Raw genomic sequence first — 12,422 nt, 5'->3', positions numbered from 1 at the left:
TTTATTTGGACCTACTTCCGTTAGATTCAACTGCTTCATACGCGTTAATAATGCTTGCAACAACGGGATGACGCACAACATCCTCAGAATTAAATTGGACAAATTCAATGTGCTTTACCCCATTTAAGATTCGCTTTGCCTGCACTAGACCGCTCATTGAGTTGCTTGGTAAATCGATTTGGGTAATATCTCCGTTGACAATCATTTTCGAGCCGAACCCAAGTCTAGTGAGAAACATTTTCATTTGAGAATTCGTTGTATTCTGTGCTTCATCCAAAATCACGAATGCAGTTTCCAACGTTCGACCTCGCATATAAGCCAAAGGTGCGATTTCGATAACGCCCCGTTCCATTAGCCGATTCGTGTGCTCTGCTCCAAGAATTGCGTACAAAGCATCGTAAACAGGTCGCAGGTACGGATCAACCTTGTCCTTTAAATCTCCTGGAAGGAAGCCTAAGCTTTCTCCAGCCTCGACTGCTGGACGCGTTAGGATAATCTTATCAACATCTCCACGCTTGAGGGATGCAATTGCCATTACGACTGCTAAATAGGTCTTACCAGTACCAGCAGGCCCAATTCCAAAGGTAATGTCGTTATCCTTCACGGCGTGCACATATTGACGCTGACCGTAATTTTTAACCCGTACTGGGCGCCCCTTGTTATCCTTAATTAAGGTCTCAGTGTATAGATCCTTGAAATACTCTAAGGTCCCTCGCTCTGCCATCTTCATTGCACTAATGATATCGGTGCTATTCAACCGAATTCCTTGACCAATTAAATCAGTGAGATTCTTGAAGATTGTCATGACGGAATTAACATCATTTTCCGCTCCTGAGACTTTAATCGAAGCGCCAAACGGCTTAATTTCAACATTCATGCCCTCTTCAAGTAAAGTCACAAACATATCTTCAGTACCTAATAAGGCAACGCTTTGTTCTGGTTTTTCTAAAATATATTCTTTTTCCACATCAATATTCTCTGTCAAAAATATGGAACTCCTTTAAATTCAGATTAGTTAAAAACATAGAAGAAGCCATTTTACTTACATTGTTAATTGTATCTAACTAACCCACTTGGTGCAATTAAATCGGTTAATAAGTTTTGAGAAAAATAAAAAGCCGATACAAAACAATTGTTTTGTACTAGCCCTTCACTTTACTTTAGTAATGATTTTACAGTCTGGTTGACGACGTTGCCATCAGCTTTTCCTTTAACTTGTCCCATTACCTTACCCATAACCTTACCGAAATCACCCATGCTGGATGCACCAGTATCAGAAATGGCTTGTTTAACAATTTTTTCAACTTCATCCTGACTCATTTGCTCTGGCGCATATTTTGCCACGATCTTAATTTCTTCTTTGAGTGGTTCGCTTAAGTCATCACGACCAGCATTTTCAAACTCCACTAAGGATTCCTTTCGTTGTTTCATTTCACGAGAAACAACAGCGGTCTCTTCCTCCTCAGTTAAATCATGTTCTAATTTAACGCGGTCGTTCGTAAGTGCTGTTTTAATAGAACGAATGACGTTTAATGACATCTTGTCCCTGGCCTTCATAGCCACTTTCAAATCTGCCGTTAACTGATCCTGTAATCCCATAGTTAGAATCCTCCTAATTTTTATTCAAAAAAAAGCCCCTGGAAGCCAGGAGCTTAGTTCTTAGAAGCGTTTCTTGTTCTTACGTTTTCTTGCTGCTTCTGATTTTAATTTCTTCTTAACACTAGGCTTCTCGTAAAATTCACGTTTACGATATTCCTGTAATGTGCCGCTTTTAGAAACTGTACGTTTGAAGCGTCGAAGAGCGTCATCAAGAGACTCATTTTTACGAACAACTGTCTTTGACATATGAAAATCCCTCCCTCCGAGCTCAAGTAGTAACTGCAGGCATTTATAATTAATCAATACTTAACAGTTCTTATCAATTATACATAATGTATTTATGCACGTCAACGAATTAAGTGAATTAATAGTCGTTTTTTTTGAAACTTTTTTAAAGACGACTCGTGTTAAAATGAAATTAACAAAAATTATATGGGGGTCTCTTAATGAAAGACTTAGATGTTTTTATCGTTTCCGACTCATCTGGTGAAACCGCACTTACCATCGCACAAACCGCAATGGCGCAATTTCCAAACGTTCATCCTAAGTTCCAACGATTTCCATTTATCCAAACTGAATCAATTTTACAAGGCATTCTCAATCTTGCCAAAAAAAATGAAGCAATTATCTTTCACACCCTAGTGACAAAGAAACTTAGCAACATTGTAGATGACTTTGCCGACCAAAATCAAATGGGCCATTTTGACTGTATTCAACCAGCACTTGATTCTGTGGCAAAGCGAACTAACGAAACCCCCGTTGAGGTTCCAAGCCTTAACCATAATTTGACGGAAACCTACTTCGATAGAATCGCCGCAATGGAATTTGCCGTGACTTACGATGATGGAAAAGATCCCTCCGGCTTAGAAAAGGCAGATATCGTATTGCTGGGCGTTTCTAGAACGTCTAAGACGCCCCTTTCCCTCTTCCTTGCAAACCGTGGGTTAAAAGTAGCCAATCTCCCACTAGGACCGAAAACACAATTGCCAGAAGAACTTTGGCAGGTTGATCCTAAAAAAATTATTGGCTTAACAAATAATCCTGGTGCACTACGAAAAATTCGGCAGGAACGAATGATTTCATACGGTCTTCCAAAAGAAAGTGCCTACTCTGATACAACCCAAATCAAACAGGAATTGGAATATGCGCACAAACTTTATAAAAAGCTTGGCTGTTTAATCATTAACGTATCAAATAAATCGATTGAAGAAACGGCCTCAGTAGTAATGGAAAGCTTGGATATTGATACGTCAAATTTATAAACTAATTAATGGGCGCTTGATTTAAAATATCTGACATTAGGTTGTCATTGAACTTTTCAGCTTTAAGCATGCTGACTTCATATGCGTGTGGTGACAGTTGATGCTTTTTGTCCGGGCCTACAGTTGGTGTCTCCATGATTTTAGGGACATCAGCAAGCCTTGGAGAATGCGCAACAGCATTTAATACATCAAACCCTAATGTTCCTAATCCAATGACTTCATGACGGTCTTTATGGCTACCTCGTTCATTTTTGGAATCATTTAAATGGACCACTTTAAGTCGATCAAGTCCAATGACGTCATCAAACTCGTCTAAAACACCATCGAAGTCATTTTTAATATCGTAACCAGCATCACTAGTGTGACAAGTGTCAAAACAAACAGATAGCTTATCATTATCCTCGACCTGGTCAATAATCGACCCTAATTGTTCAAAGGTAATGCCAACTTCAGTACCCTTGCCAGACATTGTTTCGAGCGCAATTTGGACTTTTTGAGTAGGTTGAATCACTTCATTCAGCCCTTTTGCGATTTGTGCGATAGCTGCTTCAGCACCTGCTCCAACGTGTGCGCCTGGGTGCAACACAATTTGTGTGGCACCTAGAGCATCGGCACGGGCAATTTCTTCCTTTAAGAATGTAACCGCAAATTTATAATTTTCAGGTTTAATAGTATTTCCCAAGTTAACGACGTATGGCGCGTGGATAACGAGTGGTGAAATACTATTTTTTTCTGCTAATTCTTTACCTGCTGCTATATTCAACTCTTCAATTGGTTTACGTCTAGTATTTTGCGGTGCGCCGGTATAAATCATGAACGTATTTTCTCCATAACTTAATGCTTCTTCGACTGAACTCAAAAACATTTTGGGTGCTTTCATACTAACGTGTGATCCTAAAAGTAATTTACTCATTTTTAATTTCCTCCATCATATTCTTAACGACGTTTTCAGCAGCATGACCATCTTCAAAACCACAAAACTTTTCATTAAAAGCATTTAGTTTCTCCTGATATTCCGGAAAGCCGCGGTTTTTGCGAAAATTATCTAGTTCCTCGTAGAATGTCTGCACATTCGTGGCCAAGGGACCGGGCGCCTCTGCGACATAATCAAAATAGAATCCCCTTAATTGATCACGATAATGTTTTAAGTCGTATGCATAAAATAACATGGGTCGTTTCAGGTTTGCAAAATCAAACATCACTGAAGAGTAATCCGTTATTAATAAGTCAGAAATGAGATAAATATCACTGATATCCTCATCCGCCAGAATTTTTACGCGATTCTCAAATCCAGTTATATCGATTAAATCTTTCACCAAATAATGGGGTCGAATGACGAGAATAAAATCATTACCAACTCTCTCGAAGAATTTTGCTAAATCAAATGGTAATTCAAAGTGATATTGACCCGTTTTGATAAAGTCATCATCTCGCCAGGTTGGCGCATAGGTGATGACCCTTTTATTAGTTTGACCAACTAGTTTGTTCTTAATTACTTGTATATCTTGTTCACTTGCATGATACAATCGATCGTTTCTTGGATACCCAACGGTCATAAATTGGTTGTTAAACCCAAACGCCCGTTTAAAGATTTGCCTTGAGTAATCATTAGGAGCAATTAAGTAGTCCCACCGACTCGTTTCCTGCAAGAAATTACGCTTATACTTTTCTGTCGTTGTTCCGGGAATATTGACGTCTTCAATGTCGACTCCAAGCTTTTTGAGCGGTGTACCATGCCAGGTCTGAATATAAGTTGTTCGTTTATTTTTCTTCCACCAAATTGGCATTCGAGAATTAAACACCCAGAACTCTGAACGAGCAGTAATCCAAATCCATTTTAGGGAAAAGCGTTTCACTAATTGAACATCGGGATGCTCAGCTTGCACTCGATTAAATTCTCTCGCCTTAATACCAAAGTACAAGTTCTTCTTTGAAAATTGCTGGTGCTTGACTAATTCACGATAAATTGCCGCAGGATTATCATTAATCTCCTTGCCATTGAAGCTTTCAAAAATCACTTGCCTTTTTTTAACTGGTAAACAAATAAACCCATCGTTGATTACGATGAGTCCACCTCTGATAATTATTTTAATTGTTTTGACTAATTTTTGAATGAACATCATTTGGCCTCCAACATAACAATGCTAAATGAGATCTACGAATCTTGATCTGAACTTGTAGTGTAAGTGAGATCCAACTAAGAGGAAGAATAAAACAATCATCCAGAACACAATTGTCAATGTTGGTCTTTGCCAGAACCACACGTTACCGACCATTGATTGTCTAAAACCGGATACCACGTAGAAAAATGGATTTATTTGTAAAATTCTCGCAAAGATTGCTGGGAAAGCATCCGTTTCAAAGTTGAACAAAACGCCAGATAGATAAAAAAGCATTCTCATTAATGATTGAAGCAAAATATGGAAATCACGAATCAAAATTGAAACTGCTGAACTAAAAATTCCTAATGCCAGTAACAGCATAATCATGCAGAAAAAGTAATAGATCCACTGGAACCAGTAAATAGTTGGGGTAACGTGATTCAACAGCCCAATGATAATTGAAAAAACAAGCATCGTCCAAAATGAGCTCAAATTACCCACAATTTTGATTGTTGGTAGTATCGAAACTGGGAATTTCATTTTGGAAACCATTCCCACCCGTTGATAAATACTCTTTGAGGCATCGAGCACGGAACGATTCATGAAAAACCATGGCGTGATTCCAATGACCATCCACGGAAGATAGGAAACCCCATTCATTGAAGCACCGTGCTTAAGACCTACACCAAACACGACCCAGTAAATCCCAATTTGAATTAACGGGTAAAGGTATTCCCAAACGAGTCCTAAGTAATGGCTTTGATAGCTAGCCATATCCTCATATTTAGAAATTCGGAAAATGATTCCGATATTTTTTATTTGTTCTTTGAATAACGTAATGACCTCTTTCAAGTCACTTACACTCCCTTAATGTAAAATAAAGATTTTTGTTATTTAATTAAAGCGCAGTATCGGGCAACAACTCTCTTAGTTGCCTCACCGTCGTTATAACCATTCCAATTTGCGTTGAATTCGGTAAAATCTGTCGTTTTATTTTCTATTATTGCTTTCGTTAAGCCTTGAACAGTTTTGACCGGTTCTGTTGGTAAATACTTAATCAAATCACTTTGGATTCCTGGTGCTTTCTCATATGCTGCTAGATCAAACATGAAGAATATCAGCGTTTTTGCGTTCTTTAGTAAAGAAAAGTCAAAAGCAACCGACGAATAATCAGTGACTAACGTGTCGGTAACCGTCAATATGTCTGCCGTGGGAAGCTGATCGTAAAATCTAACTGATGAACTGCTAAAATGCCGTAATTTCGCTTCTTGCTTCTTAAGAACAGGATGAAGTTTGATAATTACAATGGCGTCCGGATCAGATTTTAATGCATCAATCACACCGTTAGGAAGCTTAAAGTCGATTCCCTCGCGATACGTTGGAGCGTAAAAAATCACTCGCCGGCCAATCAGTTCTGGCGCCACACGGTAGACTCGACTCCTCGCTCGATTAATCCAAGTTGTATGTAAAAAACGATCAGATCTTGGATAACCAAGTAGTTTAACTTTATCTTCCGAAACGTGATAACTATTTTGAAAAACCTGTCCCATCGCTTTTGAAGCGACAACGTAATCATCAAAGTGGTTATAAACAGATTGAAAGCGGCTCTTAGCTGCCTTCGACCGATTTTTAGTCGCATAATCTTCCCACCCGAATCGTTTGATTGCACCATTTGCATGCCACAGCTGAACAATTTTTAACCTTTTCGGATGAACAAGACCACCCAAAAAAGCATAGTAATTATCACAAAATAATACTCTAGACGTCATCACAAGTGGAATGTATTTGAAAACGAACGACAAATTGTTATGAAATTGAATCGTTCGAATCCCTCTTGCAGCCAGATCAGTGGCGGCAGCTTCAATACTAGGGTCATAAAAAACAGTTAACCGCTTTTTGTTTGGTAATTTCTTGGCAATTGCCTTTATCAAATCCAGATTATTGTCAAAGCTAACGAAGTAAGTCATATTTCGCTTACGTCGAAACTGAAATAATCCAGAAATAATTCGAATTAACCATAAATAAATGACTTTCACAACAGACCACCATTTTTAATATTCTTCTCAACACTTTTGGTATTATACCACATAAATTCGCCCGTTCCATTCGTTTTTAAAGGCACATAACTAAATCTAAAATTCTCAAAGCTTTGGTTCATAAAAGTGGCCGAGAATCTTAACTGTATCAGAGATACTAACGAATGCCTTTGGATCCGATTCTTCCATTGCTTCCTCTAACTCAGACATTTCATAACGCGAAATGACCGTAAATAAAATTGTTTTTGTATCATGGTGATAGGCCCCTTCTGCATCATGAACGATTGTGATTCCTCGTCGAATATGATTCTGTACGGAATCAATTACCGTTTTAGGACGATCGGTAATGATCATGACCTGCATCCGTTGCTGACGGGTGTACACCATATCCATGACCCTGGCATTTACAACCAGTCCAATAACCGAATAAAAGGCGTATGGCCAACCATATTCAAATCCAGCGGCAACCACTATAAACATATTAAAAATAATGTTAATCGTTCCAATGGATTTCCCGGTCTTACGCCTGATGACAATCCCTAAGATATCCAAGCCACCAGTTGAGATACCATTTTTAAGCGCCGTTCCAGTCCCAAACCCATTCACAGCTCCCCCAAAGATTGCACAAATGATGGGATCAGTTGTTAAGTGAATTGGATTCAATGACTTTATCATTATACTAGCTAACACGACCGAAATAATTGTAAAAATGGTAAAGTTTCTGCCAATATTTTTCCAGGCAACAAAGAACAATGGAATATTTAAGACTAATAATCCAAGCGCCGTTGAAATCGTGACTGGCATTGTCTGTGATGAAACTGTTGTTAGTAATTGAGCCAGTCCCGTAATTCCTGAAGAATAAATGTGCCCTGGCGTCCAAAAGAAATTCATCGCAATTGAAACTAAAATAGCATAAATGAAAGCAGTCGATGCTTTGGTGATTGACTGGTGTCTGCGTATTAGTTTTTGAACGTCATCCATTTTTTCTTCTGCCTCACTTTTCTTTGCCATTACTAGAATAACATTTTGCAGCGTTATGAACCATAGAAATTATGTAGACATAAAAAAAGACCCGATAGAAATACTCGGGTCTTTAGAATGAACCTATTCACCATCATCTGGCTTAGTGACAAATAAATCAAGTTCTTGAAGTTGCTTGTCTGAAACTGTTGATGGCGCCTTGGTCATTGGTTCAGTTGCCTTCGAGTTCTTAGGGAATGCGATAACATCTCTAATATTCTCACGGTGAGCCAATAATCTTGCAAATCGGTCAAGTCCGATAGCTAATCCGCCATGAGGTGGGAATCCCATGTCTAAAGCTTCAAGTAGGAATCCAAATTGCGCCTCTGCCCGTTCCTTGGTAAAGCCAAGCGCCTTAAGCATCTTCTCCTGAAGTTCACGGGTATGGATACGAATTGAGCCACCACCTAGTTCAAGTCCATTTAAGATAATGTCATAACTTTGGGCGTATGCCTTATGAGGATCTTCGCCATCATCAAGGTAATGAACATCTTCTTCGTTTGGCATTGTGAATGGATGATGCGCAGCCACGTAACGTTTTAAGTCCACATCATAGTGGAATAATGGCCAGTTAACGATCCAAAGGAACGCAAATTGAGATTCGTCGATCATCCCTTGTTCCTTGGCAATTGCAACACGTAGATAACCTAATGTGTCTGCCACAATTCGTTGATTGTCAGCAGCAAACAAAATTAAATCACCAATCTTAGCACCAGTTGTTTCCAAAATTTGTTTGTTGATTGCTTCATCCTTGAAGAATTTAGCAATTGGACCGTTGAATCCTTCATCAGTAACCTTCATCCATGCAAGACCTTTGGCACCAAAACGTTCAACGTACTGCGTATAGCCATCAATATCCTTACGAGAATATTTTGCAGCTCCACCAGGAACCGCAATTGCCTTAACTTGGCCGCCATTTTCAACAACACTTGAAAAGACTTTGAAATCAACATTCTTCATAATTGAAGAAAGATCCTTCAATTCCATCCCAAAACGAACGTCAGGCTGGTCGGTTCCATAGCGAGCCATTGACTCATCCCAATCCATTCGTTGGAATGGAAGTTTAACGTCAATATCAAGGGTATCCTTCATAACTTTAGCAATTAGACCTTCAGTCAAATCCTGAATTTCTTCAGCTGTTAGAAATGAGGTTTCCATATCAATTTGCGTAAATTCTGGTTGACGATCGCCACGTAAATCCTCATCACGGAAACATCTCGCGATTTGGTAATATCGATCAAATCCTGAGCCCATTAATAATTGCTTAAAGAGTTGTGGTGATTGTGGTAATGCATAAAAATGACCTGGGTAAACTCGTGAAGGTACCAAATAGTCACGAGCGCCTTCTGGCGTAGACTTAGTTAAATCTGGCGTTTCAATATCAAGAAAGCCTTGTGAGTCAAAATAGCTGTGAACGGATTGCGTAATTCGATTACGAATCCGCAGGCTCTTTTGCATTTCTGGACGACGTAAGTCTAAATAACGGTATTTCAGACGTAGTTCATCAGAAACATTGATATTATCCTGAATATAAAATGGTGGGTTCTTTGCTTTATTTAGAAGGTTAATTTCCGTTACTCGAACCTCAATCTTACCAGTCCGCATATTGTTATTAACTTCATTTTCAGCACGGTTAACGACGTGTCCTTTAACTTCAATCACGTATTCATTACGCAATTCATCGGCTGTTTTCAAAGCTTCTTTCCCGTATTCTTCACTGAACACAAGTTGGACGATTCCTTCACGGTCTCGCAAATCAATGAAAATTAAGCCACCTAAATCCCGGCGCTTTTGTACCCAACCCTTTAGAACAATATCCTGATCTAGATACTGTTCATCTACTAATCCTGCATAAGTGGTCCTTTTCATCATCGTCACTCCTATTTTTTATTTGAAAATTTAGACTCAATAATTGATTGGAAATCTTGTTGAACTTCCTCCAGCGTGACCGTAATTTCTTCGCCACTCGCCATTTTCTTCAAATGGGCTGTCTTTGATTCCAGTTCACTCTCGCCAATCGTCAACGTATACTTGGCATTTAAACGATCAGCTATTTTAAACTGCCCCTTTGGCTTGCGATCCAAGTAGTCCCGGTCACTTGAAAATCCTTTTGCACGAATTGCTTGTACCACTTTAAGGGTCATCGCATTGGCAGCTTCACCAATTCCAACAACAAAGACATCCAGATCATCGTCATTTGGCATTGAAACTTGCTCGTCCTGTAGTAAAAGGAGTAAGCGCTCAATCCCGAGACCAAACCCAACACCAGAAACCTCAGGACCGCCTAATTCTTCAACTAAACCGTTATAGCGACCACCCGCACAAATTGTTGTGTAGCCGTGACCAAGTGACTTCGACTGCGTCATCACTTCAAAAATCGTGTGATTATAATAATCTAATCCTCGGACCATTGTCGAATCAACCACGTAGTCAATGCCAAGCAAATCTAGCTGTTGCTTTACTTGTTCAAAATGAGCTTTAGCGTCATCCGTCAGGTAATCTAAAATAGAAGGTGCATCTGCGACAAATTGTTGATCTTGTTCTTCCTTGCTATCGAGAACTCGCAGCGGATTTTTGTGAAGACGAACCTTTGATTCTTCGCTCAATTCCTCAAAGTGGGGTTCCAAATATTCAATCAATGCAGCCCGATAATTATCCCGACTTGTTTTATCTCCTAAGGAATTCAACGTCAATCTTAAATCAGAAAGTCCAAGCTTCTTGAAGAGGTTGATGGCCATCGAGATAACTTCAACATCTAAAACGGGCGAATCACTACCAAATGCTTCGACACCAATTTGGTGGAATTCTCTTAGTCGTCCAGATTGTGGCCGTTCGTATCGGTACATGGGGCCCATATAGTACACCTTGTATGGTTTATTATATTCAGGACCATAAAGTTTATTCTCAACGAAGGCTCTAACAACCCCTGCCGTTCCCTCGGGTCGCAACGAAATGTGTCGATCACCTTTATCCTTAAAATCGTACATTTCTTTAGTCACAATATCGGAAGTATCTCCCGATGTTCTGGAGAATACCTCAAAGTTTTCAAACATTGGCGTTCGAATTTCTCGATATTGGTACGTTTTAAATAATTTTCGAGCAGTATCTTCAACAAACCGCCATTTTTCAGTATCGCCGGGTAGTATATCAGCGGTCCCTTTTGGTTTTTGATAGCGCATTAAAATTCCCCTTCCTAAAATAAAAAAACACCCCTGTCATTAGACAAGGGTGCTGGCGCACGGTACCACCTTTAATTTTCTACAGGATAACGTCACAGACGAATAACACAAAGTTATTAGCTTCAAAAGTGTCTTCAGTTTGGTTATCTTGCCATACCTTCGCAGCTACCGGTACTCTCTGAATGCTAAAACCAACTTACTAGTCTTTCTCATTAGCTTTTATTTACTACTAATACAATAGTGAAAATTTACCGGAAAGTCAAGATTGTAAGAAAATTTTTCATTTATTTGATTCATTTTGATTTTCATTGAGAAATACCTATAATAAAACTATTATCTATGTAAACGAGGAAAAATCATTGAATTATAAAAAATTACCATGGCGCGGCATTATTGTAAGCTTAATCTTACTGATTAGCTTTTGCTTCTTAGTTTACACGCTCATTATAAAAAATAGTTTAACCACTCCAACTAATAATATCAATGTCAGAACTGGTCCTAACCTATCCTATTCAGTCAAAGATACCTTAAAAAAAGGGCAACGAATTCACATTATGACTAAAAAGGAAAATTGGTATAAGATTCGCTATCAGGATAATACCGGTTGGGTTGCAAGTTGGCTTGTCAACAAGCCCAAGAAAGGAACCATTACCACAAAATTATCAGAAGCGACAATTGTTTTAGATCCTGGCCACGGGGGTAGCGATTCGGGCGCCCTCTCTCAAGGAAATCAAGAGGAAAGAACCTACACCCTTCAACAAGCTAAGATGGTCGAAAAGCAACTAAAACGGTATGGTACTAACGTCATCATGACTCGAAAAGGGAATCAAACCGTTAGCCTTGGTGACCGTGCTGAACTAGCGACTGATAACCATGCTGATGCGTTCATCAGTTTCCACTATGACTCAAGTCCCATTGCGGATTCGGCTACAGGGTTTACAACGTATTATTATCATACTAGTACCTCTTTGAGATTAGCGAAAACGGTCAACTCTGAATTCTCTGACCTCCCATTAACTAATCGCGGCGTAAAATTCGGCAACTTTTTAGTAATTCGTGATAATCTACGTCCCGCCCTTTTGCTTGAAATGGGTTACATCAACACGAAAAAGGATTTCTCCCAAATTAAGAGTACTCGTTACCAGAAACGGGTTGCTGTTGACATCACTAAGGGACTTAACGCCTATTTTAAAAATCTTAAAAAATAGAATTTTTAGTTAACAC

Annotated in this window: 12 protein-coding genes; 2 read left to right on the top strand and 10 right to left on the bottom strand. The window is 39.1% G+C overall.

Going from position 1 to position 12,422, the window contains the following annotated elements:
• Position 1: 1 nt before the first annotated feature.
• The 3 genes from FD44_RS02085 to rpsU all read right to left on the bottom strand — a co-directional run bounded on the left by FD44_RS02085 (position 2) and on the right by rpsU (position 1,845).
• The gene (locus FD44_RS02085) at positions 2-985 is read right to left on the bottom strand and encodes a PhoH family protein (RefSeq protein WP_010619749.1); all 984 of its coding nucleotides are present in this window, start codon (positions 983-985) and stop codon (positions 2-4) included.
• A 170-nt stretch (positions 986-1,155) separates the two neighbouring features.
• Positions 1,156-1,599 carry a GatB/YqeY domain-containing protein gene (locus FD44_RS02080; RefSeq protein WP_010619748.1) on the bottom strand — a complete coding sequence of 148 codons (444 nt, stop codon included), beginning with the start codon at positions 1,597-1,599 and terminating at the stop codon, positions 1,156-1,158.
• A 60-nt stretch (positions 1,600-1,659) separates the two neighbouring features.
• On the bottom strand, positions 1,660-1,845 hold the full coding sequence (rpsU, locus tag FD44_RS02075) for a 30S ribosomal protein S21 (protein WP_010619747.1): 186 nt from the start codon (positions 1,843-1,845) through the stop codon (positions 1,660-1,662).
• Positions 1,846-2,045: 200 nt separating this feature from the next.
• Between rpsU and FD44_RS02070 the strand changes: the two genes are divergently transcribed.
• Positions 2,046-2,861: a pyruvate, water dikinase regulatory protein gene (locus FD44_RS02070; RefSeq protein ID WP_010619746.1), complete on the top strand. Its 816-nt coding sequence runs from the start codon at positions 2,046-2,048 to the stop codon at positions 2,859-2,861.
• 1 nt (position 2,862) lies between these two features.
• On the opposite strand, the gene FD44_RS02065 is transcribed toward FD44_RS02070, so the two are convergent.
• The 7 genes from FD44_RS02065 to hisS all read right to left on the bottom strand — a co-directional run bounded on the left by FD44_RS02065 (position 2,863) and on the right by hisS (position 11,198).
• Complete coding sequence (locus FD44_RS02065) at positions 2,863-3,774, bottom strand: deoxyribonuclease IV (RefSeq protein ID WP_010619745.1); 912 nt, start codon at positions 3,772-3,774, stop codon at positions 2,863-2,865.
• A complete protein-coding gene (locus FD44_RS02060) occupies positions 3,767-4,981 on the bottom strand; it encodes a CDP-glycerol glycerophosphotransferase family protein (protein WP_010619744.1) in 1,215 nt (404 codons plus the stop codon). Before FD44_RS02060 ends, FD44_RS02065 begins: the two co-directional genes overlap by 8 nt.
• A 24-nt stretch (positions 4,982-5,005) precedes the next feature.
• Positions 5,006-5,815, bottom strand: coding sequence for an ABC transporter permease (locus FD44_RS02055; protein WP_010619743.1), 810 nt, complete (start codon positions 5,813-5,815; stop codon positions 5,006-5,008).
• Between the two features lie 38 nt (positions 5,816-5,853).
• Positions 5,854-6,999: a CDP-glycerol glycerophosphotransferase family protein gene (locus tag FD44_RS02050; RefSeq protein WP_010619742.1), complete on the bottom strand. Its 1,146-nt coding sequence runs from the start codon at positions 6,997-6,999 to the stop codon at positions 5,854-5,856.
• Positions 7,000-7,104: 105 nt separating this feature from the next.
• Positions 7,105-7,980: a YitT family protein gene (locus tag FD44_RS02045; RefSeq protein WP_010619741.1), complete on the bottom strand. Its 876-nt coding sequence runs from the start codon at positions 7,978-7,980 to the stop codon at positions 7,105-7,107.
• Between the two features lie 123 nt (positions 7,981-8,103).
• On the bottom strand, positions 8,104-9,888 hold the full coding sequence (aspS, locus tag FD44_RS02040) for an aspartate--tRNA ligase (protein ID WP_010619740.1): 1,785 nt from the start codon (positions 9,886-9,888) through the stop codon (positions 8,104-8,106).
• Between the two features lie 11 nt (positions 9,889-9,899).
• The gene (gene hisS, locus FD44_RS02035; protein WP_010619739.1) at positions 9,900-11,198 is read right to left on the bottom strand and encodes a histidine--tRNA ligase; all 1,299 of its coding nucleotides are present in this window, start codon (positions 11,196-11,198) and stop codon (positions 9,900-9,902) included.
• Between the two features lie 359 nt (positions 11,199-11,557).
• Here hisS and FD44_RS02030 point away from each other — a divergent pair, with 359 nt between their 5' ends.
• Positions 11,558-12,406, top strand: a complete 849-nt coding sequence (locus FD44_RS02030) for an N-acetylmuramoyl-L-alanine amidase family protein (RefSeq protein ID WP_010619738.1) — start codon at positions 11,558-11,560, stop codon at positions 12,404-12,406.
• The last annotated feature ends 16 nt before the right edge of the window (positions 12,407-12,422 follow it).

Source organism: Secundilactobacillus malefermentans DSM 5705 = KCTC 3548, assembly GCF_001436395.1.
Lineage (GTDB): Bacteria > Bacillota > Bacilli > Lactobacillales > Lactobacillaceae > Secundilactobacillus > Secundilactobacillus malefermentans.
This window is presented reverse-complemented; position numbering and strand designations above follow the sequence as displayed.